Genomic DNA, 23,912 nt, shown 5'->3' on the forward strand with positions numbered 1-23,912 from the left:
CATCAATCAAAGGAATCCCACCCGGCCAAAAGACCGGGACAGGGTTCAAAAATTGGCATTGAACATAGTGCACGCTGTTGAGTTCTCAAGGAACGGACGCACCCGGCGTTCGAACCTGAGCGGATCGAACTACCGGAGCTTGTCGTTCTCATTCGGGCATCCTGTAAAGGACGGAACCGAACGCTTCAAACGCACTGAAGACATTGTCTTCAAGGTTTGGGATCTTCGTGCCACTTGAGGAGGATGAGCAGTTCTGCTCTTCCGCTCCTGTGGGGCAACGAGTGATTACATTACGTGGATTCCGGGGGGCGTGCAACTTCTGGCCGCATCCCGGGCGTGTCGTGTGTTGAGCCCCGGAAACAGAAGGGCTCCGGGCTCTCACCGAAGTGAGCGACCGGAGCCCTGGACGTCGTCATGAACGACTACTCGACGAAGATTCCGGCGAGCGTCTTCTTGCCACGGCGGAGGACCGCCATGCCGCCGGTGGCGACGCGACCATCGAGCGTTGCCGCCTCGTCGTCGATGCGCACATTGTCGAGCGACACTCCCCCCTGTGCGATCGCGCGCCGGCCCTCACTCTGGCTCGAGACCAGGCCGGTGTCGACGAGGAGCTGCACGATCGGGGCATCCGCTGCACTCGTGGTGTTCGGCAGCTCGCGCAAGGCGGCCTCGAGTGTCGCGAGATCGAGAGTGGCGAGGTCGCCTTGACCGAACAAGGCACGCGAGGCAGCGATGACGGCCGCCGTGGCATCCGTACCGTGCACCAGTGTGGTCACCTCGGTGGCGAGCACCCGCTGCGCCTCTCGCCTGAACGGCTCGGTTTCGACGAGCTGCTCGAGCTCATCGATGCGCTCCCGGCTGAGGAACGTGAAGATCTTCAGCCGTGAGATGACATCGGCATCGTCGGTATTGAGCCAGAACTGGTAGAACGCGTACGGGCTGCACATCGCGGCATCCAGCCAGATCGCATTGCCCTCGCTCTTGCCGAACTTCGTGCCGTCGCTATTGGTGACGAGCGGCGTGCCGATCGCATGCGCGCTCGCGCCCTCGACCCGATGAATGAGATCGGTGCCACTCGTGAGGTTGCCCCACTGGTCGCTGCCGCCCGTCTGCAGCACACAGCCGTGCTGGCGGTAGAGCTCGAGGTAGTCGAACCCCTGCAGGATCTGGTAACTGAACTCGGTGTAGCTGATGCCGGCGTCGGAGTTGAGCCGCGAGGCGACGGCGTCTTTCTTCAACATCGTTCCGACTCGGTAGTGCTTGCCGATGTCACGGAGGAAGTCGATCGCGGAGAGACCGCCGGTCCAGTCGAGGTTGTTCACGAGCCGAACGGGGTTCTCGCCCTCGGCGGAGAGGAACCTCGAAACCTGGCCCTGCAGGTACCCGACCCACTCGGCGACGGTCTCCTTCGTGTTCAGCGTGCGCTCGGCCGAGGGCCTCGGGTCGCCGATCAGGCCCGTCGAACCGCCGACGAGGCCGAGGGGCTTGTGGCCGGCCAACTGGAGACGTCGCATCACGAGGAGCTGCACGAGGTTGCCCAGGTGCAGACTCGGCGCAGTGGGATCGAACCCGCAGTAATAGGTGATCGGCTCGCCCGCGAGGAGGTCTTTCAGCGCAGCCTGATCGGTCGAGACGTGCACGAGGCCACGCCAGACGAGCTCCTCCCAGACGTCTGCGAAGGAGGCGTCGTTCTGCTGGGTACTGAGGATCACGGGGTCTGACACTCCGTCAGGTTATCAGCGGGCCCATTAGGTTCGACCTCTAACCGACATTCGATTAAGGTTTCATGCTTACTTGGCCCGCGATGAAGGAGTCAAGGTGAAGGCAGTCCGCCCCGTCTCACGCTGGAACAGTGTCGTGCGATGATTAATGCTGTATGCTTATCCACACCACGATGAAGGATTCAAGGTGAAGGAGATGCCATGATCGTCGTCACCGCCGACCAAGTCGCCAGTCGTACGAACGCCGATCTGGCGGGTGTGGAGCGCGACCGAATCCAGCGCGATCATGGAGATCGGCTCCGACTCCCCGTCGCGCGCAACGCGGGAGACGAGATACAGCTGCTCACGAGTGACGCGCGGACCGTGGTCGACGTCGTCTTCGAACTCACCCGCGACGCCGCATGGAGCGTCGGCGTGGGCTGCGGCGCCGTGCGCGAGCCGCTGCCCGCCGATATCCGGGAAGCGAGCGGCGAGGCGTTCTTCGCCGCGAGGGACGCGGTCGAGCGGGCCAAGAAGAGCTCGCCTCGGCTCGCGATCGAGGCTGCCCACGACGATGCCGCGCACGTCGAGGCGATCTTCAAGCTCGCACTCATCCTGCGTGAACGGCGCTCGGACCAGGGTTGGGAGGTCTACGACCGCATCGTCGCCGGCGCTCTCCAATCCGACATCGCCGACGAGCTCGGGGTGAGCGCGCCGGCGATCAGCTCACGCGTGAAGTCGGCGAATATTCGAGCCGAGCTCGATGCAGTGCCGGCGCTCGCTAGGCTGCTTGAGAATCTGGATGCCGCGACGGGAGCCCGCACATGAATCACCTCGTCGTCATCGCCGACGCCATCACCTGGTCCGCCCTGCTGATCGCCATGGTCGCGGCCACCGCACTGTCGGTGCTGGCATACCTTCGGCCGCGGCGTGCCTACATCTGGTTCGCCGCAGGCACGCTCACGGTCGCGCTGCTCGCCGCGGCCTCTGCGACCGGCCCGGCTCAGTTCGGGCTCGCGCCGCTGATCACCGTGCTCGGACTCACCATCGCGGTCTTCGGCGGCAGCCCGGCCGCTGCCACGGCGCTCGACCTCGCCATGGGCGGCACCGTCGCACCCGGCCTGCACGGCGGCATCATCGTCGCTGACAAGCGATCAGCCGACGAAGAGCACCGCGGCGTGCAGTCCAGCAGCCGACGCGAGGTGCTGCGCGGAGGACTCACCATCGGTGTGCTCGAGCGCGTCGCCTCGGCGGGAGCGATCATCGCAGGCTTCCCCGAAGCGCTTGCCATCGTCGTCGCGGTCAAAGGCGTCGGCCGTTTCACCGAGCTCGAGGCACCCGAGGCGCGCGAGCGATTCATCATCGGCACCTTCGCGAGCCTCATCTGGGCATGCGCGGCGGCCTTCGTCGTGCACCTCGCCGTGCGCTGACGAGCGTCACGAGATGCGGATGCCGCAACTCGGTCGTTCGGCCACGCGAGCGCGTACCTGCTTCCGGCGACGAGTGACCGCCTCCCCGTCGAACGTCACTCCGCGGCGAGCTTGTGACGCCGATACGGCGAGACACCCTCGTCACCAGGCAGCCAGAATCGCCACGGATACTCCGATCCGCCGCCCGCGCCGCCGACTCCCGTGCGCGGGCCGCTCGCGTGATGGAGCGGAACGCTCGGCACTCGCAGTGTGAACGGCGCCGCGAGCAGGTCGCTGCCGCCGGCGTCGAGCGGCACTCCCAGTGCCTTCGAGAGCCGGCCAGGACCCCTTGCGAGGTCGCGATCGCTCACGCCTGGGCGACGGCGTCTGGCGATCTCGAGCCCTTCGATCACCGTCGCGCCGCGCATGAGCACACCCGATGAGCTGCCCACTGGTCGAGCCACGACGTTCAGACAGACGTGCATGCCGTAACTGAAATACGCGTAGAGGTGTGCGGGCGCACCGAACATCACCTCATTGCGCGGCGTTCGGCCCCGGAACGCGTGCGAGCCCGGGTCTTCGCCGACACCCCGGTATGCCTCGAGTTCCGAGAGCCGGATCGCGACCCGACCGTCGGGCGCATCGTACGCCAGCACCGCGCCGAGGAGGAGCGGCGCGAGTGCCACGGGATCCTGTTGGAAGAACTCCCGCGCCTGTGCGACGAGCTCGCTCAGTTCCGCGCCTCCGGAAGACCCGCCACGAGATGGCGCACGCGGTCGGCGAGCCGCGCGAACTGCTCGGCGACGCGCACAGGGGCGGTGCCGCCGATGCCGTCACGACTCGCGACCGAGCCCTCGACGGTGAGCACCTCCCGCACATCGGGAGTCAGGTGCGGCGAGATCGCCGCAAGGGCGTCGTCGTCGACGGCGTCGAGCTCGAGGGAGTGCTCCTCTGCGTAGCGTACGAGCGCACCGGTGATCTCGTGCGCATCGCGGAACGGCACCCGCCGCTTCACGAGCCACTCCGCGACATCCGTTGCCAGTGAGAAGCCGGCCGGCGCCTGCTCGGCCATGCGCTCGACATGGAAGGTGAGCGTCGCGACCATGCCAGTGAATGCCGGCAGCAGCACCTCGAGCGTCTCGACCGAGTCGAAGACCGGCTCCTTGTCTTCCTGCAGGTCGCGGTTGTAGGCGAGCGGCAGCGCCTTCAGCGTCGCGAGGAGGCCGGTGAGGTTGCCGATGAGGCGGCCCGACTTGCCGCGCGCGAGCTCGGCGATGTCGGGGTTCTTCTTCTGCGGCATGATCGACGAGCCCGTCGAGTAGCCGTCGTCGAGGGTGACGAAGCCGAACTCGCGCGTGTTCCAGAGGATGATCTCTTCGGCGAAGCGCGAGAGGTCGATGCCGATCATCGCCGTGATGAAGGCGAACTCGGCGACGACGTCGCGGCTCGCGGTGCCGTCGATCGAGTTCTCAGCAGGGGCGGCGAGTCCCAGGTCACGGGCGACGGATGCCGCGTCGAGACCGAGTGTCGAACCGGCGAGCGCTCCCCCGCCGTACGGCGAGACATCCACTCGCTTCGTCCAGTCGACGAGTCGATCGAGATCGCGTGAGAGCGCCCAGGCGTGCGCGAGCAGGTGGTGCGCGAGCAGCACCGGTTGCGCGTGCTGCAAGTGCGTACGCCCCGGCATGATCGCGGTGCGGTGCGTGTCGGCCTGGGCCGCCAACGCGTCGATCAGGTGCACGAGGTCGCGTCCGATCGTCGCTGCGTGGTCTTTCAGGTAGAGGCGCACGAGCGTGGCGATCTGGTCGTTGCGGCTGCGCCCGGCGCGGAGCTTGCCGCCGAGTTCGGGGCCGACGATGTCGATCAGCGCGGTCTCGAGCGCCCCGTGCACGTCTTCATCGGCGTCGCCGGCGATGATCTCACCCGAGACGACCCGGGCCTCGAGCGTGTCGAGCCCCCCGAGCATCGCGTCGAGCTCATCGGGCGAGAGGTAGCCTGCAGCGGCGAGCGCCCGGGCGTGCGCTCGAGAGCCGGCGATGTCGTAGCCGGCAAGCTGCCAATCGAAATGCGTCGACTTCGAGAGGCGTGCCAGTTCGGGCGACGGCCCGGTGGCGAATCGTGCGCCCCAGAGCGAACCCTCGTTCGTGCCGTGCGCGTCGTCGTTCGCGCCCTGTGCGCCGTTGGCGTCGGCCATCATGCACCCTTCCTGGCGAGCAGCCAGACGAGCAGCGCCTTCTGCGCATGCAGCCGGTTCTCCGCCTCGTCCCAGATGATCGATTGCGGGCCGTCGATGACGTCGGCGGTCACTTCGTACCCCCGGTCGGCAGGCAGGCAGTGCAGGAAGACGGCGTCGGATGCCGCGATCGACATGAGTTCGGTATCGACCTGGTACCCGCCGAACGTCGCGACGCGATGCGCCTTCTCCTCCTCTTTGCCCATCGACACCCAGGTGTCGGTGACGACGACGTCGGCGCCGGTCACGGACTCCCGCGCGTCGGTGAGCACCGCGACCGATCCACCGGTGGTCGCGGCGATGCGTTCGGCATCTGCAACGACGGATGCCTGGGGGGCGAACTCCGCGGGTGCGGCGACACGCACGTGCATGCCGGCCGTCGCACCCGCGAGCAGGTAGGACTGCGCCATGTTGCTGCGACCATCGCCGAGGAACGTGACGGTGAGTCCGGCGAGCCGGCCCTTGTGCTCACGGATCGTGAGCAGGTCGGCAAGCAGCTGACACGGGTGGAAGTCGTCGGACAGGGCGTTGACGACCGGAACGGTGGTGCCGGCCGCCATCTCTTCGAGGCCCGCCTGCGCATAGGTGCGCCAGACGATAGCCGAGACCAAGCGCTCGAGCACGCGCGCGGTGTCTGACGGGGTCTCCTTGCCGCCGAGCTGGCTGTTGGCGGTGGAGATGATGAGCGGCGAGCCGCCGAGATCGGCGATGCCGACCGCGAACGAGACGCGGGTGCGCGTCGACGACTTGTCGAAGATCACCGCGACGGTCTGCGGGCCGGCGAGCGGGGTCTGCGACCAGCGGTCGGCTTTCAACTGCTCGGCGAGGTCGAGGATCTCGGTCTGCTCGGCGTGAGTGAGGTCGTCGTCGCGGAGGAAGTGGCGGGTCATGGTGAGGTGTCGTCCGTTTCGTGAGTGGTGTCGGTGAGGTCAGTGCGCATGAGCTTCGCCGAGGGCGCTGGTGAGGGCGCGCGTGAATCGCACCTCGAACTCGGCGATCTCGGCGTCGCCGATGATGAGCGGCGGCGCGATGCGGATGGTGTGGTCATTGGCGGCGTTCACGATGAGGCCTTCGCGCATCGCGTCGGCGACCACGTGCCCGGCGAGCGGTTCGGTGAGGGCGACGCCGATGAGCAGACCGAGCCCGCGCGTGCCGCCGACGAGCGGCGAACCGATCGCCTCGATGCGCTCGCGCAGTTGGGTGCCGCGCACGGCGGCGTTCTCGACGAGGCCGGCACGCTCGATTTCGCCGAGCACGGCGTTGGACACCGCGGTTGCGAGAGGGTTGCCGCCGAACGTCGACCCGTGCTGGCCCTTCTGGTAGAGCGAGGATGCGTGGCCGAAGGTCACGAGCCCGCCGATCGGCATGCCGCCGCCGATGCCCTTCGCAACGGTGATCGCGTCGGGCGTGATGCCGGCGTGCTGGAAGCCGAACCATTCGCCCGTGCGCCCGGCGCCCGTCTGGATCTCGTCGACGATGAGCAGCGCTCCGTGTCGATGAGTCAGCTCGCGCGCAGCCTGCAGGAAGCCCTCGGGCAGCTCGACGACCCCGGCCTCGCCCTGGATGGGCTCGACGAACACGGCGGCCACCGCATCGTCGACGGATGCTTCGAGCGCCTCGATCGTCGCCGGGATGTGTTCCACTCCGCCGACCATCGGCTCGAACGGCGCGCGCATGTGCGGCTTGCCGGTGAGTGCGAGCGAGCCCATCGTACGGCCGTGGAAGGCGTCGACGAGGGCCAGGATGCGCGTGCGCGCTCCGCCTGAATTGTTGAGCCTCGCGAGCTTGAACGCCGCCTCGTTGGCCTCGGCGCCCGAGTTGCCGAACCAGGCGCGCCCCTCGGGCTCTGCGCCGGCCAGCCGCACGAGCCGTTCGGCGAGTTCGAGGGCCGGCTCGGTCGTGAAGTAATTCGACACGTGGGCGAGCTTCGATGCCTGTGCGGTCACGGCCTCGACGAACACGGGATGCGCATGCCCGAGCGAGTTCACGGCGATGCCGGCGAGGAAGTCGAGGTACGTCGTGCCCGCGGCATCCGTCACCCAAGCGCCCGTGCCGTGCTCGAGCTTCGCGAGGGGCATGCCGATCGAGCCCATCATGCGCTGGTCGAAGCGCTGCTGCCAGTCGCTCATGCCGCGACCACCTCGGTGCCGATGCCCGACTGAGTGAAGACCTCGAGCAGGATCGAGTGCGGCACCCGGCCGTCGATGATGGCCGCCTTCGGCACACCGCCCTCGACGGCTTCGAGGCACGCGGACATCTTCGGGATCATTCCCGACTCGAGGCTCGGCAGCAGGTCGATGAGCGCGGGCACGTCGATCACCGAGACGAGCGAATCGCGATTCGGCCAGTCGCGGTAGAGGCCGGCGACGTCGGTGAGGATGACGAGCTTCGCGGCGCCGAGCGCGACGGCCAATGCGGCGGCGGCGGAGTCGGCGTTCACGTTGAGTGACTGGCCGGTGACGTCACCGTCGGGTGCGATCGAAGAGACGACGGGGATGCGTTCGGCGTCGAGTTCGGCGAGCACCGCGGCCGGGTCGACCGCGACGACGTCGCCGACGAGCCCGAGATCGACTTCTTCGCCGTCGACGAGCGCTCCGCGGCGGCGACCCGTGAAGAGCCCGGCGTCCTCACCCGAGAGTCCGGAGGCGAGCGGACCGTGCTCGTTGATGAGCGAGACGAGTTCACGGTTCACCTGGCCCGAGAGCACCATGCGCACGACGTCCATGGTTTCGGGGGTCGTGACCCGGTAGCCGCCACGGAACTCGCTCGGGATACCGAGGCGCTCGAGCATCGCCGAGATCTGCGGCCCCCCGCCGTGCACGACGACGGGCTTGATGCCCGCGTAGCGGAGGTAGACCATGTCTTCCGCGAACGCGCGCTGCAGCTCGGGGCTCACCATGGCGTTGCCGCCGAACTTCACGACGATCGTCTCGCCGTGGAACCGCTTCAGCCAGGGCAGTGAGTCGATGAGCACCTGCGCCTTCGCCGCAGCGTCGTTCGTCTCGTCTGGTTCTGTGTCGTCGCTCATGCTCAACTCGCGTAGGCGCTGTTCTCATGCACGTAGTCGTGCGTGAGATCGTTCGTGAAGATGGTGGCGGATGCCGCGCCGGCGTGCAGCTCGATGAGCACGTGCGTGGCCCGCGGCGTGAGGTCGACCTGGTCGCGCGGCGCATCGGGACGACCGGCGTGGCACACACGCACGCCGTTCATCGAGACGTCGACGAGGTACGGGTCGAACGGCGCGCTCGTGGTTCCGATCGCGGCGAGCACCCGCCCCCAGTTCGGATCGTTGCCGAAGATCGCCGCCTTGAAGAGGTTGTTGCGGGCCACCGAACGACCGACCTCGACGGCGTCGTCTTCGGTCTCGGCGCCGACCACCTCGATCGCGATGTCATGGCTCGCGCCCTCGGCGTCGGCCAGAAGCTGCAGAGCCAGGTCGCTGCACGCTGCAGTGAGCGCCGCGGTGAAGTCGGCGAGGTCGGGCGCGACGCCGGATGCCCCGGAGGCGAGCAATGACACCTGGTCGTTCGTCGACATGCATCCGTCGGAGTCGAGCCGGTCGAAGGTCACGCGAGTCGCGGCGCGGAGCGCGGAATCGAGATCTGACGCCGGCAGCGAGGCATCCGTCGTGACGACCACCAGCATCGTTGCGAGGCCAGGCGCGAGCATGCCGGCGCCCTTCGCGATGCCGCCGATCGACCAACCGTCGCCCTCGACGACGACCTGCTTCGGCGTCGTGTCGGTCGTCATGATGGCGCGCGCTGCGTCGTCGCCGCCATCGGAGGAGAGCCGGGCGATCGCCGAGACGACGCCTTCTTCGAGAACCTCGCCGTCGAGCTGGTCGCCGATGAGCCCGGTCGAACAGACGAGCACGTCGCCCGCGGCGACCCCGAGCCCGGAGGCCGCGGCTTCAGCCGTGCGATGCGTGACCTGGAACCCCTCGGGGCCGGTGAAGCAGTTCGCGCCGCCCGAGTTCAGCACGATCGCCGAGACGATGCCGTCGGCCGCGACCTGCTTCGACCAGATGATCGGGTTGGCCTGTGCGCGGTTCGAAGTGAACACGACGGCCGCCTGCTGGGCAGGTCCCCGGTTCACGACGAGCGCGAGGTCGAGTGCCCCGGTGCGCTTGATGCCCGCGGCGACACCTGCCGCCTCGAATCCCTGCGGGTGGGTGACCGTCACGGGGCGACTCCGTTCACGGGAAGGCCGGTCGACTCGGTGAGCCCGAGCGCGATGTTGGCTGACTGGATGGCGGCACCTGCGGTGCCCTTGACGAGGTTGTCGACGGCGGCGACCACCACGACGCGGCCCGCGTTCTCGTCGATCTGCAGGCCGAGCAGGGCCGTGTTCGCGCCCAGCACGTCGCCGGTGCGCGGGAACTGGCCCGCCGGCAGAAGCTGCACGAACCGTTCGCCCGCATAGGCGTCTTCCCACGCTGCACGCACCGTCGCGGCATCCGTACCCGGCACGATCTTCGCCGTGGAGGTCGCGAGGATGCCCCGCGCCATCGGAACGATGACCGGGGTGAACGAGATCGTGGGATGCGCCCCACCCGCCCAGCGCAGCGCCTGCTGGATCTCGGGGATGTGTCGGTGCACCCCGCCGACCGAGTACGGGTTCGCCGAGCCGAGGATCTCGGAGCCGAGCAGGTGCTGCTTCAAGCTCTTGCCTGCTCCCGAGGGGCCGACCGCGAGCACCGACACCAGGTCGGCCGCCTCGATGACCCCCGCGCGGATGCCGGGCGCGAGCGACAACGCCACCGTGGAGGCGTTGCAGCCCGGCGCGGCGATGCGCTTCGTCTTCGCAAGGCGATCGCGCTGCGTGCCCGATAGGCGGGGCAGCTCGGGCACGCCGTAGGTCCAGGCGCCATGGAAGTCGCCGCCGTAGAAGGCCGCCCAGTCGGCCTTGCTCTCGAGCCGGTGATCGGCGCCGCAGTCGATGACGAGCGTCTCGGCCGACAGCTCGGCGGCGATCGTACCGGATGCCCCGTGCGGAAGCGCGAGGAACACGATGTCGTGACCGGCGAGCGTCTCGGCGGTCGTTTCTTTCAACGTGAGATGCGTGTAGCTGCGTAAGTGCGGCTGCACCGCGATGAGCGGCTGGCCGGCGTTGGAGTGCGCGGTCACGGTGCGCACATCGAAGTCGGGATGATCGGCGAGGAGGCGAAGGATCTCGCCTCCGGCATAGCCGGACGCGCCGGAAACGGCGACGGAGAACGTCATGATTCCACCTTAAAGGTCGAAGCGGTCGAGGGATGGCTCCGGCGACACCTGCTGACGGCCTCGTTGCCGCGTGCGGGGTCGCCTAGAGTCGGCGCTCGCCACGACGTCGGCTGCGCACCACGACGACACGCGTGACGCGTGCGGAGGCGGCGAACCGAGCGGTGGACATGCAGCGACCCTACCGGGCGGCGCGTGGGCCGCGCAAACCGAGGGCGCGGCCCTGCTCGTGCGCGTGGCGGGCGAGCAGGGCCGCTTGCACTCGCGAGTCGAGCCCGAGCTTGCCGAGCACTCGCGACACGTGCGTCTTCGCGGTCGCCTCGGTGATCACAAGGCGATCGGCGATCTCGACGTTCGACAGACCCAGGGCGAGCGCGTCGAACACCTCCCGTTCTCGGGCCGTGAGCTTGTCGAGCCGAGCGGATGCCTCGGGGAACGGACTCCCGAGCGACTCTGCCTCGACCCTCCGCAAGCGGTCGAGCACCATGCCCGTGACCTCGGGAGCAAGGACCGAGTCGCCGGCGGCGATGCGCCGGACGGCCGCGATGAGTTCGTCGGCGGTGGCGGTCTTCACGAGGAATCCGGCTGCCCCCGCGGCGAGCGCGGCGGTCACGATGTCGTCGAGCCCGAACGTCGTGAGCACGAGCACGCGGGCATCGTGGTGTGCGACGATCTGCCTCGTTGCAGCGACACCGTCGAGCACGGGCATCTGCACGTCCATGAGCACGACGTCGAAGCTCGACTGTTCGAGTCGATGCATCGCCTCACGCCCGTTGCCCGCCTCCCCGTCGACCACGATGTCATCGGCCGCCGCGAGAAGGGCACCCAGCCCCGCGCGCACCGCTGCGTGGTCGTCGACGATGAGCACCCGGATCATCTGGCAGCTCCGGTCTGCGCGTTCTCGTCGGCCGGCTCGCCTCGACCGAGCGGAAGTTCGGCGCGGAGCCTCCACCGTCCGTCCGCGAGCCCCGCCTCAGCGTGCCCGCCGAGAAGCCGGGCGCGCTCGACGATGCCGATCAGGCCGTGGCCCCCCGCGATCGGTGGCAGCGCGTCGGAGTCCGAGCCGGCGGGGTTCGAGAGCTCGATGCGCAGCAGATCGGACTCGACGACGACGTGTACTTCGACGGCCCGGCCGGGAGCGTGCTTTGCGGCGTTCACGAGTCCCTCGGCGACGATGCGATACCCCGCGACCGAAACGGCTGTCCGCAACTGGGCGATGGCCACGGCGTCCGACTCCACCTCGATCGTCGCGCCCGACGACCGGGCACGCGCGACGAGCTCGCCGAGCTCGGCGAGCGTCGCTGGAGCCGCGAAGGAGTCTCCGTCGCTCCGGAGCACATCGATCATCGACCGCAACTCGGCGAGCGCCTCGAGGCTCGATGCCCGGATCGCCTCGAGGCCGCTCGCCGTCGCCGAACGCTCGCGCCGCGCGGTCGCGAGTGCCGCCTCGCTCTGCATGGCGATGGCGACGACGTGGCCGGCGAGGAGGTCGTGCAGCTCGAGCCCGATTCCCATGCGCTCGGCGGCGAGCGCGCCGCGGCGCTCTGATTCCGCGGCGCGTTCGACGGCCGCAGCCCGCTCGCGTTCGGACGCCGCCTCAAGCCGGGGAACGCGCACCGCGCGCCCCCACCACAAAACGAGCCCGAGGGCCATCGGCACCCAGAGCACTCTCGCGAACTCCTCGGGGGGCCCGCCCGGCAACGCGAGCGCGAGCAGTGCGAGCACAGCCGCCCCGTTCGCCGCGTACATCATCACATCGACCCCGCGTGACGAGGAGGTGAGGGCGACGACGTAGATCAGGTCGACCACGATGATCAGGGCACCGATCGGGCTGGCGCCGGTGATGACCCCGAACGCGAACAGCACCGTGGTGGAGATGAGCGCGACCGCAAGTGGAGCCCGGAACCGAACGAGGTGCAGCGCGGCGATCATGAGAACGAGGACGACATCGAGCACCACGTCGAGCGCGGGCGAGAGCTCGGCGGGCGCCTCGGCCCAGGAGACGCGCAGACCGGCCGGCAGCAGCACGACGGCGAGCGCGAGGTAGACGACCGTCATGGCGAGCGTCGAGTGGCGCGCGAGAAGCGGGCGGAGGCGTTGGGAAGCCATACCTCCATGCAAGCAGCTTGCGAAGGCCCCCGCGACCCCACTCCTGCTGAGCCAGACGGGCCGACCGTCATTCGAAGTGTGTACACGTCGACCTCGATGACACCGATTTCGGTCGACGCGCGCCTTCGGATCACGGGCAAGGCTCGAAGCATGGATCATCTTCTCGACGACGGCCGACTCAGCCCGATCATCTTCGCGATCCTCGGAGTGGAGGTCGTCTTCTGGCTCCTCCTCTTCGGCGGACTCGCGACTCGCTACCTTCTGCGCCGTGAGCTGGCGAGCCGCGTGATCCTCCTTTGCGTCCCGCTCGCCGATATCCTGCTCATCGCACTCACCGCGGTCGACCTCGCCGGCGGGGGCGAACCCGGCGTCGCCCACGCGCTCGCGGCGATCTACCTCGGATTCACCGTCGGGTTCGGTCACTCGATCATCGCGGCGACCGACCGATGGTTCGCCTTCCGATTCGCCGGTGGCCCGCCACCTGAGACGCCGGAGAAGAGTGGACCCGTGTATATCCGGCGCATGTGGCGGGAATGGCTGCGAGTGCTCGTCGCGTGGGCGATCGCGCTCCCGTGCCTGCTCCTCATGGCCGTTCTCGCGGGAGCCGGGGTTCCGACGAGTTTCGAGGACATCTGGTCTGACCAATTCTGGGCGATGGCCGCACGACTCACCGTCATCGCGGGGCTCTGGCTCGCGTTCGGTCCCGTCTACGCGATGCTGTTCCGGTGGAAGCGGCACGAACCGCACACCGTCGCGCACGAAGCCGAGAACGAATCGCCCGAAGCGGTGACGGGCACTCGCCGGCCATGATCAGCATCCGCCCGCCCGATGTCAGCACGAGATCTCACGGCCTAGGCTCGACACGACGGTGCCGCGACCACCGCGGCCGTCGAGGAGGAAACCATGGCTCTGCGCGTGCTGTTCATCGGCGGCAACGGCGTCATCAGCTCGGCGGCGAGTGCTCGCGTCATCGATCGAGGCGACGAGCTCACGCTTCTCAACCGAGGCACGAGCCGACAGCGTGCGCCGATCCCCGGGGCACGTCAGCTCATCGGAGACGCCGGGGACGCGGCATCCATCGCGACCGCGATCGGTGACGAGGAGTTCGACGTCGTCGCGAACTTCCGTTCGTTCTCGCCGGCTCAGCTCGCACACGACATCGAGCTCTTCGACGGGCGGTGCGCGCAGTACGTCTACATCTCGTCGGCCTCGGCGTACCAGAAGCCCGTCGCCCGCCTGCCGATCACCGAGTCCACCCCGCTGCGCAACCCGTTCTGGCAGTACTCCCGCGACAAGATCGCGAGCGAAGACCTGCTCGTCGCTGCCTACCGCGAGCGAGGGTTCCCGGCGACGATCATCCGGCCCTCGCACACGTACGATCGCACGAGCATTCCGCTCCTCGGCGGCTGGACCGCGATCGATCGGATGCGCCGAGCCGCCCCGGTCGTCGTGCACGGCGACGGCACGAGCCTCTGGACCCTCACCCACACGGAGGACTTCGCCGTCGCGTTCACCGGGCTGCTCGGCAACGACCGCGCGGTCGGTGAGGCATTCCAGATCACCTCGGACGAGGTGCTCACCTGGAACCAGATCTTCGCGCTGCTCGCACGAGCTGCCGGCGGAGGCGCCGAGTTCAACCCGGTGCATGTCGCAAGCGAGGTGCTGGCACGAGAACTGCCCGAGCACGGCCCGGGTCTTCTGGGCGACAAGTCGCACTCGGTCGTATTCGACAACGCGAAGGTGAAGGCGCTCGTGCCCGAGTACCGCGCGACCGTGCCCTTCTGGCGCGGAGCTCAGGAGATCGTCGACTGGTACGACGCGGATGCCTCGCGGCGCGTCGTCGACCAGCAGCTGGATGCCGCATTCGACCGCATCGCAGCGCGCTACGGCGCCTGATCGATGATCGCCGCAGCGCGCTGCGCCGGTGCGCCGGTGCGCCGGTGCGTACTGGGATTCAGCGAGTTCGCGCGACCCGAAGGCGGCGTCGGATTCGCGCTCGCGCGATCACTCGCGGATGGCGGCCCCGAACCGCTCACGCGCGAGCGCTGCACCGGCGAGCTTCGCTTCGCTCGCCTCGGCAGCGGTCAACGTGCGGTCGCCGGCACGGAACCTGAGCGCGAACGTCAGGCTCTTCGAGCCCGGCGGCACGCCCTGGCCGCGATAGTCGTCGACGAGCGAAAGTTGCTCGAGCAACTCCCCCGCGCCTTCTCGAACTGCCTCGGCGACCTCGGCGGCGGGCGCGTCGACGGGAGCGATGAGCGAGAGATCCTGCGTCGCCGCCGGAAGCGTACCGATCGCGTGCGCCTCCACAGTCGGCTCCGTCAATGCGATGACGGCGTCGAGGTCGAGCTCGACGACGGCCACGACACGGGGAAGATCCGCTTCATCGGCGAGAGCAGGCAGCAGTTCGCCTGCGAAGCCGACGGTGGTGCCGTTCACGCGGAGCTCGGCGGTGCGACCCGGGTGCAGCGCCCGATGCCGACCCTGCACCACTTCGAAGCGAGCGCCGGTGGCGAGTTCGACCTGGCGCACGACGTCGAGCGCGTCGGCGATACCGGCTGGCACCGCTGGCTGGCCGGGCTGCTTCGACACGACGTCGCCGATGATGAGCGCACCCAGGTGGCGGGGCTGCGGCGGGATGCCGTCGTCGAGCACCGCCAGCACGTCGTCACTCGGCCTGGCGTCGCCGACCGGAAGTTCGGGCGAGCCGTAAACACGGCCCGGCTCGGGCAGGAACACCGTGCCGATCTCGAACAGGTCGAGGTCGGTCAGTCCACGCGAGAGGTTTCGACGGGCGGCGCCGATCAGGCCGGGCAGCAGAGAACGGCGAAGGAACGGCGCGGTCTGGTCGAGTGCATTCGCGATGCGAACGGATGCCACGGACGAGCCGTCGGCGCTGCCGAACACGGCATTCTCTTGAGCCGAGACGAACGGGAACGAGAGCACCTCGGTCGAGCCGGCCGCGGCGAGCGCGTCTGCCGTGCGACGGCGGAGCCGCTGCGAACGGGTGAGGCCACGACCGGGCGGCGCGACGGGCAGCACCGACGGGATACGGTCGTACCCGATGAGGCGGGCGACCTCTTCGGCGAGTTCTTCACGGCCGGTGAGGTCGGGTCGCCACGCGGGAGGCACGACCGAGAGTCCGCCATCGACGGAGGTGATGCCGCCACCGATCTCGGCGAGCGCGTCGTGCACCTCGTCGTCGGAGTACTCGACGCCGATGATCGCCGAGACGAATCCATGGGGCAGGAAGATCGGCGTTCGCGGCGGGGTGGTCTGGATCAGGGACCCGCCGTCATCGGCGGTGCCGCCGGCGAGATCGGCCATGAGCTGGGCGACCCTCGACACTGCGGCAGCCGCGATCTCGGGGTCCACGCCGCGCTCGTAGCGTTTGGCCGCTTCACTCGGCAACTTGTGACGGCGTGCGGTGCGGGCGATCGACACGGGGTCCCAGTTCGCCGCCTCGACGAGCACATTGCGCGTCGAATCACCCATCTCCGTCTCGGCACCGCCCATGACGCCGCCGAGCCCGATCGGCCCGCGGTCGTCGGTGACGACGAGGTCTTCGACGTCGAGCGTGCGCTCCTTGCCGTCGAGCGTCGTGAACTTCTCCCCCGCCGTAGCACGACGCACGACAAGGCCGCCGCGGAGTTGGTCGAGGTCGTAGCCGTGGATCGGCTGGCCGAGTTCGAGCATGACGTAGTTGGTGATGTCGACGAGCACCGAGATCGAGCGGATGCCGGCGAGCTTCAGCCGTGCGATCATCCATGCCGGCGTCAGGCGACTCGGGTCGACACCGCGCACGATGCGTGTGGCGAAAACCGAGGAGCCGAGCCTGCCCCGGATCGGTGCAGCGTCGTCGATCACGACGGAGAACGCGTCGGCCGAGACATCCGTCGCCGTGACCTGCTCGACAGGGTCGCGGAACCGCGCGCCCGTCGCGTGGGCGTACTCGCGCGCGACGCCGCGGATCGAGAACGCGTAGCCGCGGTCGGGAGTGACGTTGATCTCGATGGCGGCGTCGTCGAGGCCGAGCAACGCGATCGCGTCGGTACCGACGGGCGCGTCGATGCCGAGCGTCGACAAGCGCAGGATGCCGTCGTGGTCTTCGCCGAGCCCGAGCTCGCGCGCCGAGGCGATCATGCCGTCGGAGACATGCCCGTACGTCTTGCGTGCCGCGATCGGGAACGGACCGGGCAGAACGGCACCCGGAAGCGTCACCACGACCTTGTCGCCCACGAAGAAGTTGCGGGCACCGCAGACGATGCCGTGTACGGCGTCGCCGCCGTCGGCCGCGGGCTCGCCCTCAGGGGCGACACGAACCTGGCACCAGCGGATGGTCTTGCCATTCGTCTGCGGTTCTTCGACGAACTCGAGCACTTCGCCCACCACGATCGGACCCTCGAGGTCGAACGTGTGCACGTCCTCCTCTTCGAGGCCGACCTTCACGAGGGCGGCATGCACGTCTTCGGGCGTCGTGCCCGGCACGAGTTCGACGTACTCGGCGAGCCAGCTGAGCGGCACCCTCATTTCAGACCACCATTCCGAACTGCTGGGAGAAACGGATGTCTCCCTCGACCATCTCGCGCATGTCCTGCACGTCGTTGCGAAGCATGAGCCCGCGCTCGATGCCCATGCCGAACGCGAACCCGGTGTAGACCTCTGGGTCGATGCCGGCCGCCTTCAGCACGTTGGGGTGCATCATGCCGCAGCCGCCCCACTCGATCCAGCGCGGCCCGTCTTTGAAGGTCGGGTGCCAGAAATCGAGCTCGGCCGACGGCTCAGTGAACGGGAAGTAGCTCGGGCGCAGACGGATCTTCGCCTCGTCGCCGAAGATCGACTTCACGAAGTGATCGAGGGTGCCCTTGAGGTGCGCCATCGTGAGGCCCTTGTCGACGGCAACACCCTCGAACTGCATGAAGACCGGCAGGTGGGTCGCGTCGAATTCGTCGGTGCGGTACACGCGGCCCGGGGCCAGCACGTAGAGCGGCAGCTCGCGCTCGAGCATCGAACGGATCTGCACCGGGCTCGTGTGCGTGCGCAGCACGAGGTGCGCCTCAGGGGGGTCGACGAAGAAGGTGTCTTGCATCGCGCGCGCCGGGTGATCGGCGTCGAAGTTCAGCGCGTCGAAGTTGAACCACTCGCTCTCGACCTCAGGGCCTTCGGCGATCTCCCAGCCCATGCCGGTGAACACGTCGCAGACCCGGTCTTGCAGCAACGTCAGCGGATGCCGCGCGCCCGGCCGGTATCGTGACGCGAGCGCCGTGACATCCACCGTCTCGGCCTCGAGTTGCGCGACAGCTTCGGCCTCGAGGATCTCGGCCTCACGAGCGGCGAACGCCTGATTGACTCGGCCACGGGCACCGCCGACGAGCTTGCCCAGCGCGGCCTTCTGGTCGTTCGGCACGTTGCGCAGCTGCGCGTTGAGCAGTGCGAGGGCGGACTTCTCCCCGGTGTGCTCGGTGCGGACCTGCTTCAGCGCGGCGGAGTCGCCGGCCGATGCGATCGCCGCGAGGGCTGCATCGACCGCCGTCTGGACGGCGTTCTCGGTGATTTCACGGGGCTCGGACACGAAGAACGAGTCTAGTCGCGTGACGCGACGTAACGCGTCAGATCTGGCCGGGAGCGCTACCCGTCTGGCGGGCCGCCGCTGACGCCTGAGCGACGAGGATCGCCTGGCCCGGATTGTCGGGGTCGAGTCGCGTGCCGCTCGACTTCGACGCGGTGCGCTTCGAGAGCCAGCGTGCGAACCATGACAGCGAGAGGTTCATGATGAGGTACAACACGAGGGTCACGACGAAGAACGAGAACAGGTAGCGGTTGCCGTAGAACGTCGCGAGCTGGTACATGTTGAGGCGCAGCAGCTCGACGTATCCCACGATTGCCCCGAGCGAGGTGTCTTTCAGCAGCACCACCAGCTGCGCGACGATGATCGGCAGCATCTGGCGGAACGCCTGCGGGAACTCCACGAGCATCTTGGACTGCAACGGACGCATGCCGAGGCTGAGACCGGCTTCGCGCTGGCCGCGCGGCAGCGCGACGAGCCCGGCACGAAGCGCCTCGCCGATGAGTACCCCGTTGTAGAGCGTCAGCGCTGCGACGACCGCCCAGAAGGCACCGGTGTTCAGCACGAGCAGGATGAAGAGCATCATGAGCAGCACCGGCATGCCGCGCACGAACTCGAGGACGACCGCTGTGGGGATCCGGATCCACGCGATCTCCGAGCTCCGCAGGAGCGAGAGGAGGACACCGAGCGCGAGAGCGAACACGGATGCCGTGAGTGCCGCACTGAGCGTGCTCCAGACGCCGGCGGTGATGATGCGGTTCCACAGCGCCGGGTCCGCGAAGATGTCCCAACGGCTCGAGTCGAAGTAGCCGGGGAGCGTGATGCCGCCGCTCTCGCGCGGCGCAGCGAGGGTCAGCGCGATCCAGGCGAGACCCGCGAGAATCACGACGCCTGCGATGATCGACGAGATCAGCGATCGGCGACGCGCCTTCGGCCCCGGGGCGTCGAAGAGGACACTCGTTCCGCTCATCGCTGCACCACCCATTTGCGCTCGAGTTGGGCCGCGATCGCACCGAGCGGGATGGTGATCACGAGATAGAACGTCGCTGCACCGAGCAGGATCGCGATGACGGCGTCGCCGTTCGCGTTCGCGAGGCCACGGGTCGCGGCGAAGAGTTCGACGACGAAGAACGCGCCCGCGACCGAGGTGTTCTTCGTCAGGGCGATGAAGACGTTGATGAGCGGCGGGATCGTCATGCGGAAGGCCTGCGGGAGCACGATCAGGCTCACCGTCTGGCCGAACCCGAGCCCGACGCTGCGTGCCGCCTCGGCCTGGCCGATGGGCACGCCGTTGATACCCGACCGGAGCGCCTCTGCGACGAACGGCGAGGTGTAGACCGCGAGCCCGATCATCGCTGCGGTGGCGAACTCGAGCCTCGACCCGAGCACGGGCAGTACGACCGCGCAGAAGAAGAGCACGAGCGTGAGCGGTGTGTTCCGCACGAGTTCTGTATAGACCGTCGCGAAGCCCCGAAGCGAGGCGACCGGCGAGATGCGCATTGCCGCGATGATCGTGCCGAGCACGAGCGCCGAAAGGCCACTCACGCCGAGCAGTAGCAGAGTCATGCTGAGGCCGCGCCAATAGGTCGGCAGATTCTCGATGACGGCGTCCACGCGTCTCCGTTCCGGTCAGTGGGGGTGGATCGCGGCCCGGACGATGATCGCCCGGGCCGCGCTCCGATCAGTAGCGGTTGACGGCCGGCGGCTCGACGAACGGCAGCACGGTTCCAGCGGTGGAGTTCCACGCTTCTTCGTAGCGGCCGTCTTCATAGGCCTCTTCGAGCACGTCGTTGATCCAGTCACGGAACTCGGTGTCGTCCTTCGCAAGGCCGATGCCGTACGGCTCCTCGGTGAACGGCTTACCGACCACCTTGAATTCGCCCTCGTTCTGCGCGGCGAGGCCGGCGAGGATGACGTTGTCGGTCGAAACCGCGACGACGGCCTCGCTGCGGAGCGGCTCGAGGCAGTTGGAGTAGGTGTCGGTCAGCACCGGCTCAGCGCCGATCTCTGCGAGCTTCGCGGCCGGAGTCGAACCCGTCACCGAGCAGACCGGCTGGCCGACGAGGTCGTCTTCACTCTTGATGTCGTCGTTGTCGGCGAGCGTCAGGATCGACTGTCCGGCCATGTAGTACGGACCGGCGAAGGAGATGACCTCTTTGCGCTTGTCGTTGATGGTGTAGGTGGCGACAACGAAGTCGACCTGACCGTTCTCGATGAACGGCTCGCGGTTCGCCGAAACCGTCTCGGTCCAGGTGATGTTCTCTTCATCGATGCCGAGCTCGCTCGCGATGATCTTCGCGATCTCCACGTCGAATCCGACCGGCACACCGTCGGGGCCGACGAGACCGAACAGCGGCTGGTCGAACTTCGTTCCGATGGTGATCTCGCCGGCCTCAGCGAGCTTCTCCATGGTGCTGCCGGCCGCGAACGTGGGCGCGGGCTCCGCGGTCGGCTCCTCGGCGGTGTCGCCGCCGCCGGCGCAGCCGGCGAGCGCGAGCGCCGACACCGCGGCTGCCGCGACGAGTGCCATTCTCATGCGTTTCATGTCTCTGCCTCTTCTCTGTGTTTGGTTCCTCGCCGCTCGTGGCAGCGCGGGTCTCTAGTGCTCGAGGATCTTCGAGAGGAAGTCCTTCGCACGGTCGGACTTCGGGTGGTCGAAGAACTCGGCCGGCGTCGCCTCTTCGACGATCTTGCCGTCGGCCATGAAGAGCACACGGTCGGCAGCCTTGCGAGCGAAGCCCATCTCGTGCGTGACGACGATCATGGTCATGCCGTCTTTGGCGAGACCGACCATGACGTCGAGCACCTCATTGATCATCTCGGGATCGAGTGCGCTCGTCGGCTCGTCGAGGAGGATCAGCTTGGGGTTCATCGCAAGCGACCGAGCGATCGCAACGCGCTGCTGCTGACCGCCCGAGAGCTGAGCCGGCATCTTCTTCGCCTGGTTCGCCACGCCGACGCGCTCGAGCAGCTCCATCGCCTTCGCTTCGGCGTCTTTGCGCGACATCCGCTTCACCTTGATCGGCGCGAGCGTGACGTTCTCGAGCACCGTCTTGTGGGCGAACAGGTTGAACGACTGGAAGACCATGCCGACATCGGCACGCAGCTTCGCGAGAGCCGCGCCTTCGTCGGGCAGTTGCTCGCCGTCGATCGAGATCGTGCCGGAGTCGATGGTCTCGAGCCGGTTGATCGCCCGGCACAGCGTGGACTTGCCCGACCCGCTGGGCCCGATGACCACGACCACCTCACCGCGGTTCACGACGGTGTTGATGTCGTTCAGCACGTGCAGATCACCGAAGTGCTTCTCGACGTGGTCGACGACGACGAGGGGTTCACCGCGACGCACCGAGATGTTGGAGGTCGGCGGGGCGGGCTGGGTTGGCTCCATACTCCCAAAACTAGGGCTCGCGATGGCTCAGCACCAAGCCGGGGCGCGGTGGTTACCTAACCGTGATGCGCACTTCGCTGCGCGAAGGCGCTCTCGTACAGGCAGACGGATGCCGCGGTGGCGAGGTTCATCGACTCGGCGTGCCCGTAGATCGGCACGGTCACGACCCGGTCGGCGAGTTCGAGCTGCTCATCGAGGAGGCCGCGCGCCTCGTTGCCGAACAACCACGCGGTCGGCTTGGCCAGCACGCCGTCATTGCGAGTGGAGAGCAGGTCGTCGCCCTTCACATCGGCGGCGAGCACCGTCAGACCCGCAGCACGCGCACGCGCGAGCACATCTTCGAGCTCTGCACCGACGGCGACGGGCAGGTGGAAGATCGAACCCGTCGAGGAGCGAACGACCTTCGGGTTGTACAGGTCGACCGTGCGACCGGTGAAGATCACGGCGTCGGCGCCTGCCGCATCGGCGGCACGCACGATGGTGCCTGCGTTGCCCGGATCGCGCACCTCTTCGAGAATCGCGACGAGTTTCGGGCCAGCCGCGAAGACGTCTTTCACCGCGGTCGGGAACTGGCGGCACACGGCGACGAAGCCCTGCGGCGTCACCGTGTCGGCCATCGAATCGAGCACCTCTTCGGTGACGAACTCGACCTCGACGCCGGCCGTTGCGGCAGCCTCGCCGATCTCGGCATGCCGGTCGAGTGCGCTCGGCGTCGCGAAGAGCTCGACGACGAGTTGCGGCCGGAACGTCAGCGCCTCTGCGACCGCCTGCGGTCCCTCGAGCAGGAACAGGCCGCTCTCGGCACGTGCGGCCTTCTTGGCGAGTTTCGCGACGGCGCGGACGCGCGGCGACCTGGGATTTTCGAGCATGTCACCAGTCTATTCCCGGGCCACGATGGAGACAGGACGGCCCGGCACGCTCTGCTTCTCACGCAGTGGTGCCGGGCCGAACGAATGCGAAAGGTCGCTGCTTACGCCGCGGTCTTCGGCGCCGACGTGTCGGCGGGGAGGGCCTTCTTGGCCGACTCGACGAGCGCCGCGAACGTCGCGGGCTCGTTGACCGCGAGGTCGGCGAGGATACGACGGTCGACCTCGATGCCTGCAAGGCCGAGGCCCTGGATCAGGCGGTTGTAGGTGAGGCCGTTCGCACGCGACGCGGCGTTGATGCGCTGGATCCAGAGGCGACGGAAGTCGCCCTTCTTCTGGCGGCGGTCGCGGTACGCGTAGACGAGGGAGTGGGTGACTTGCTCCTTGGCCTTGCGGTACAGACGCGAACGCTGGCCGCGGTAACCCTCGGCGCGCTCGAGGATGACCCGGCGCTTCTTGTGGGCGTTGACCGCCCGCTTCACTCTTGCCATGACTCTGTTTCTTCCTTAACGGCCTAATTGCCTATGTACGCTGTCGGCTCAGCGGCCGAGAAGCTTCTTGATGACCTTGGCGTCGGGGGCCGACACGACCTTGTCCTGGTTCAGGCGGGCCTTGCGCTTCGAGGACTTGACCTCGAGGTTGTGGCGCATCCCGGCCTGCTGCTTCTTGATCTTGCCGCTGCCGGTGATCTTGAAGCGCTTCTTGGACCCGGAATGGGTCTTCTGCTTCGGCATCTCGTCTTTCTCCTTGGTTCTGCCGCCACGCGAGTGGCGGACGGGGGTGTGTCTGACCTAGCCCTCGGCGGACTCGGTCGTCTGCGACGGGGCATCGGCCGGGGCATCCGCCGCCGGTCGCGCCTTCGCCGCAGCACGCTGTGCATTCGCCTCGGCCTTGGCCTCGGACTTGTTCTTGAGAGGCCCGATGACCATGACCATGTTGCGGCCGTCGATCGTGGGGTTGTGCTCGACCGTGCCGTACTCGGCGACGTCTTCGGCGAAGCGCTGCAGGAGGCGGACACCCATCTCGGGGCGCGACTGCTCGCGACCGCGGAAGAGGATCATCGCCTTGACCTTGTCGCCGGCCTTCAGGAAGCCGACGGCACGCTTCATCTTCGTCTCGTAGTCGTGCTTGTCGATCTTGAGACGGAAGCGAACCTCTTTGAGGATCGTGTTCGCCTGGTTGCGCCGGGCCTCTTTCGCCTTCTGCGCAGCCTCGTACTTGAACTTGCCGTAGTCCATGATCTTCGCGACCGGCGGCTTCGAGTTCGGAGCGACCTCGACGAGATCGAGATCGGCCTCCTGCGCGAGCCGCAGGGCCACCTCGATCTTCACGACGCCGACCTGCTCTCCGGCAGGCCCTACGAGTCGGACCTCGGGGACGCGGATACGGTCGTTTGTACGGGGATCGCTGATGCGTGTTCTC

The 23,912-nt window shown here is 67.9% G+C and carries 25 protein-coding genes; 5 read left to right on the forward strand and 20 right to left on the reverse strand.

Going from position 1 to position 23,912, the window contains the following annotated elements; all coding sequences use genetic code 11:
• A partial coding sequence (locus AC1C2S_RS00005) for a hypothetical protein (RefSeq protein WP_495350491.1) occupies window positions 1-238 on the forward strand: 238 nt, incomplete at its 5' end.
• A gap of 184 nt (window positions 239-422) precedes the next feature.
• Here AC1C2S_RS00005 and tyrS read toward each other — a convergent pair.
• Entirely contained in the window at window positions 423-1,724 is a 1,302-nt protein-coding gene (gene tyrS, locus AC1C2S_RS00010; RefSeq protein WP_495350492.1) for a tyrosine--tRNA ligase, read from the reverse strand.
• 198 nt (window positions 1,725-1,922) lie between these two features.
• Between tyrS and AC1C2S_RS00015 the strand changes: the two genes are divergently transcribed.
• Together AC1C2S_RS00015 and AC1C2S_RS00020 are read left to right on the forward strand one after the other, a co-directional pair.
• Window positions 1,923-2,528 (forward strand): DNA-binding protein, encoded by a 606-nt coding sequence (locus AC1C2S_RS00015; protein ID WP_495350493.1) that lies wholly within the window; start codon window positions 1,923-1,925, stop codon window positions 2,526-2,528.
• Window positions 2,525-3,130, forward strand: a complete 606-nt coding sequence (locus AC1C2S_RS00020; protein WP_495350494.1) for a hypothetical protein — start codon at window positions 2,525-2,527, stop codon at window positions 3,128-3,130. The genes AC1C2S_RS00015 and AC1C2S_RS00020 overlap by 4 nt, the downstream gene beginning before the upstream one ends.
• A gap of 95 nt (window positions 3,131-3,225) precedes the next feature.
• Here the strand turns inward: AC1C2S_RS00020 and AC1C2S_RS00025 are convergent, their stop codons facing one another.
• The 9 genes from AC1C2S_RS00025 to AC1C2S_RS00065 form a co-directional block, all read right to left on the reverse strand.
• On the reverse strand, window positions 3,226-3,843 hold the full coding sequence (locus tag AC1C2S_RS00025; RefSeq protein ID WP_495353161.1) for a DNA-3-methyladenine glycosylase: 618 nt from the start codon (window positions 3,841-3,843) through the stop codon (window positions 3,226-3,228).
• Window positions 3,840-5,303 (reverse strand): argininosuccinate lyase, encoded by a 1,464-nt coding sequence (gene argH / locus AC1C2S_RS00030; protein WP_495350495.1) that lies wholly within the window; start codon window positions 5,301-5,303, stop codon window positions 3,840-3,842. The genes AC1C2S_RS00025 and argH overlap by 4 nt, the downstream gene beginning before the upstream one ends.
• A complete protein-coding gene (gene argF / locus AC1C2S_RS00035) occupies window positions 5,303-6,232 on the reverse strand; it encodes an ornithine carbamoyltransferase (protein ID WP_495350496.1) in 930 nt (309 codons plus the stop codon). Before argF ends, argH begins: the two co-directional genes overlap by 1 nt.
• Before the next feature lie 39 nt (window positions 6,233-6,271).
• Window positions 6,272-7,471, reverse strand: coding sequence for an acetylornithine transaminase (locus AC1C2S_RS00040; RefSeq protein WP_495350497.1), 1,200 nt, complete (start codon window positions 7,469-7,471; stop codon window positions 6,272-6,274).
• Window positions 7,468-8,370 (reverse strand): acetylglutamate kinase, encoded by a 903-nt coding sequence (argB, locus tag AC1C2S_RS00045; protein WP_495350498.1) that lies wholly within the window; start codon window positions 8,368-8,370, stop codon window positions 7,468-7,470. The genes AC1C2S_RS00040 and argB overlap by 4 nt, the downstream gene beginning before the upstream one ends.
• A gap of 2 nt (window positions 8,371-8,372) precedes the next feature.
• Window positions 8,373-9,524, reverse strand: a complete 1,152-nt coding sequence (gene argJ, locus AC1C2S_RS00050) for a bifunctional glutamate N-acetyltransferase/amino-acid acetyltransferase ArgJ (protein WP_495350499.1) — start codon at window positions 9,522-9,524, stop codon at window positions 8,373-8,375.
• Window positions 9,521-10,564: an N-acetyl-gamma-glutamyl-phosphate reductase gene (gene argC / locus AC1C2S_RS00055; protein ID WP_495350500.1), complete on the reverse strand. Its 1,044-nt coding sequence runs from the start codon at window positions 10,562-10,564 to the stop codon at window positions 9,521-9,523. Before argC ends, argJ begins: the two co-directional genes overlap by 4 nt.
• 178 nt (window positions 10,565-10,742) lie before the next feature.
• On the reverse strand, window positions 10,743-11,438 hold the full coding sequence (locus tag AC1C2S_RS00060; RefSeq protein ID WP_495350501.1) for a response regulator: 696 nt from the start codon (window positions 11,436-11,438) through the stop codon (window positions 10,743-10,745).
• Complete coding sequence (locus AC1C2S_RS00065; RefSeq protein ID WP_495350502.1) at window positions 11,435-12,670, reverse strand: sensor histidine kinase; 1,236 nt, start codon at window positions 12,668-12,670, stop codon at window positions 11,435-11,437. Before AC1C2S_RS00065 ends, AC1C2S_RS00060 begins: the two co-directional genes overlap by 4 nt.
• Window positions 12,671-12,820: 150 nt before the next feature.
• Between AC1C2S_RS00065 and AC1C2S_RS00070 the strand changes: the two genes are divergently transcribed.
• The gene (locus AC1C2S_RS00070) at window positions 12,821-13,480 is read left to right on the forward strand and encodes a hypothetical protein (protein ID WP_495350503.1); all 660 of its coding nucleotides are present in this window, start codon (window positions 12,821-12,823) and stop codon (window positions 13,478-13,480) included.
• 93 nt (window positions 13,481-13,573) lie between these two features.
• Window positions 13,574-14,566: an NAD-dependent epimerase/dehydratase family protein gene (locus AC1C2S_RS00075; RefSeq protein WP_495350504.1), complete on the forward strand. Its 993-nt coding sequence runs from the start codon at window positions 13,574-13,576 to the stop codon at window positions 14,564-14,566.
• Window positions 14,567-14,674: 108 nt separating this feature from the next.
• Here AC1C2S_RS00075 and pheT read toward each other — a convergent pair whose 3' ends face one another.
• The 10 genes from pheT to infC form a co-directional block, all read right to left on the reverse strand.
• Window positions 14,675-17,200 (reverse strand): phenylalanine--tRNA ligase subunit beta, encoded by a 2,526-nt coding sequence (gene pheT / locus AC1C2S_RS00080; RefSeq protein ID WP_495350505.1) that lies wholly within the window; start codon window positions 17,198-17,200, stop codon window positions 14,675-14,677.
• 1 nt (window position 17,201) lies between these two features.
• Complete coding sequence (gene pheS / locus AC1C2S_RS00085; RefSeq protein ID WP_495350506.1) at window positions 17,202-18,242, reverse strand: phenylalanine--tRNA ligase subunit alpha; 1,041 nt, start codon at window positions 18,240-18,242, stop codon at window positions 17,202-17,204.
• A 37-nt stretch (window positions 18,243-18,279) separates the two neighbouring features.
• Window positions 18,280-19,206 carry an amino acid ABC transporter permease gene (locus tag AC1C2S_RS00090; protein WP_495350507.1) on the reverse strand — a complete coding sequence of 309 codons (927 nt, stop codon included), beginning with the start codon at window positions 19,204-19,206 and terminating at the stop codon, window positions 18,280-18,282.
• Window positions 19,203-19,850, reverse strand: a complete 648-nt coding sequence (locus tag AC1C2S_RS00095) for an amino acid ABC transporter permease (protein WP_495350508.1) — start codon at window positions 19,848-19,850, stop codon at window positions 19,203-19,205. Before AC1C2S_RS00095 ends, AC1C2S_RS00090 begins: the two co-directional genes overlap by 4 nt.
• Window positions 19,851-19,917: 67 nt before the next feature.
• Window positions 19,918-20,781 (reverse strand): glutamate ABC transporter substrate-binding protein, encoded by an 864-nt coding sequence (locus AC1C2S_RS00100; RefSeq protein WP_495350509.1) that lies wholly within the window; start codon window positions 20,779-20,781, stop codon window positions 19,918-19,920.
• A gap of 54 nt (window positions 20,782-20,835) precedes the next feature.
• Entirely contained in the window at window positions 20,836-21,624 is a 789-nt protein-coding gene (locus AC1C2S_RS00105) for an amino acid ABC transporter ATP-binding protein (RefSeq protein WP_495350510.1), read from the reverse strand.
• Between the two features lie 56 nt (window positions 21,625-21,680).
• Window positions 21,681-22,493 (reverse strand): TrmH family RNA methyltransferase, encoded by an 813-nt coding sequence (locus AC1C2S_RS00110; RefSeq protein WP_495350511.1) that lies wholly within the window; start codon window positions 22,491-22,493, stop codon window positions 21,681-21,683.
• Window positions 22,494-22,594: 101 nt separating this feature from the next.
• Window positions 22,595-22,981 carry a 50S ribosomal protein L20 gene (gene rplT, locus AC1C2S_RS00115; protein WP_056657885.1) on the reverse strand — a complete coding sequence of 129 codons (387 nt, stop codon included), beginning with the start codon at window positions 22,979-22,981 and terminating at the stop codon, window positions 22,595-22,597.
• A gap of 48 nt (window positions 22,982-23,029) precedes the next feature.
• Window positions 23,030-23,224: a 50S ribosomal protein L35 gene (gene rpmI / locus AC1C2S_RS00120; RefSeq protein ID WP_495350512.1), complete on the reverse strand. Its 195-nt coding sequence runs from the start codon at window positions 23,222-23,224 to the stop codon at window positions 23,030-23,032.
• Between the two features lie 57 nt (window positions 23,225-23,281).
• Window positions 23,282-23,902, reverse strand: coding sequence for a translation initiation factor IF-3 (gene infC, locus AC1C2S_RS00125; protein ID WP_495353162.1), 621 nt, complete (start codon window positions 23,900-23,902; stop codon window positions 23,282-23,284).
• Between the last annotated feature and the right edge of the window lie 10 nt (window positions 23,903-23,912).

Source organism: Agromyces sp. Y782, assembly GCF_059445405.1.

What these genes read in the sequence shown, in the direction of transcription:
- AC1C2S_RS00090 (WP_495350507.1), bottom strand. Translation starts at nt 19,206, where the DNA reads ATGAGCGGAACGAGTGTCCTCTTCGACGCCCCGGGGCCGAAGGCGCGT.
- AC1C2S_RS00110 (WP_495350511.1), bottom strand. Translation starts at nt 22,493, where the DNA reads ATGCTCGAAAATCCCAGGTCGCCGCGCGTCCGCGCCGTCGCGAAACTC.
- AC1C2S_RS00020 (WP_495350494.1), top strand. Translation starts at nt 2,525, where the DNA reads ATGAATCACCTCGTCGTCATCGCCGACGCCATCACCTGGTCCGCCCTG.
- AC1C2S_RS00065 (WP_495350502.1), bottom strand. Translation starts at nt 12,670, where the DNA reads ATGGCTTCCCAACGCCTCCGCCCGCTTCTCGCGCGCCACTCGACGCTC.
- AC1C2S_RS00040 (WP_495350497.1), bottom strand. Translation starts at nt 7,471, where the DNA reads ATGAGCGACTGGCAGCAGCGCTTCGACCAGCGCATGATGGGCTCGATC.
- AC1C2S_RS00105 (WP_495350510.1), bottom strand. Translation starts at nt 21,624, where the DNA reads ATGGAGCCAACCCAGCCCGCCCCGCCGACCTCCAACATCTCGGTGCGT.
- AC1C2S_RS00060 (WP_495350501.1), bottom strand. Translation starts at nt 11,438, where the DNA reads ATGATCCGGGTGCTCATCGTCGACGACCACGCAGCGGTGCGCGCGGGG.
- rpmI (WP_495350512.1), bottom strand. Translation starts at nt 23,224, where the DNA reads ATGCCGAAGCAGAAGACCCATTCCGGGTCCAAGAAGCGCTTCAAGATC.
- rplT (WP_056657885.1), bottom strand. Translation starts at nt 22,981, where the DNA reads ATGGCAAGAGTGAAGCGGGCGGTCAACGCCCACAAGAAGCGCCGGGTC.
- argB (WP_495350498.1), bottom strand. Translation starts at nt 8,370, where the DNA reads ATGAGCGACGACACAGAACCAGACGAGACGAACGACGCTGCGGCGAAG.
- pheT (WP_495350505.1), bottom strand. Translation starts at nt 17,200, where the DNA reads ATGAGGGTGCCGCTCAGCTGGCTCGCCGAGTACGTCGAACTCGTGCCG.
- argH (WP_495350495.1), bottom strand. Translation starts at nt 5,303, where the DNA reads ATGGCCGACGCCAACGGCGCACAGGGCGCGAACGACGACGCGCACGGC.
- AC1C2S_RS00070 (WP_495350503.1), top strand. Translation starts at nt 12,821, where the DNA reads ATGGATCATCTTCTCGACGACGGCCGACTCAGCCCGATCATCTTCGCG.
- AC1C2S_RS00075 (WP_495350504.1), top strand. Translation starts at nt 13,574, where the DNA reads ATGGCTCTGCGCGTGCTGTTCATCGGCGGCAACGGCGTCATCAGCTCG.
- AC1C2S_RS00100 (WP_495350509.1), bottom strand. Translation starts at nt 20,781, where the DNA reads ATGAAACGCATGAGAATGGCACTCGTCGCGGCAGCCGCGGTGTCGGCG.
- argF (WP_495350496.1), bottom strand. Translation starts at nt 6,232, where the DNA reads ATGACCCGCCACTTCCTCCGCGACGACGACCTCACTCACGCCGAGCAG.
- AC1C2S_RS00015 (WP_495350493.1), top strand. Translation starts at nt 1,923, where the DNA reads ATGATCGTCGTCACCGCCGACCAAGTCGCCAGTCGTACGAACGCCGAT.
- argC (WP_495350500.1), bottom strand. Translation starts at nt 10,564, where the DNA reads ATGACGTTCTCCGTCGCCGTTTCCGGCGCGTCCGGCTATGCCGGAGGC.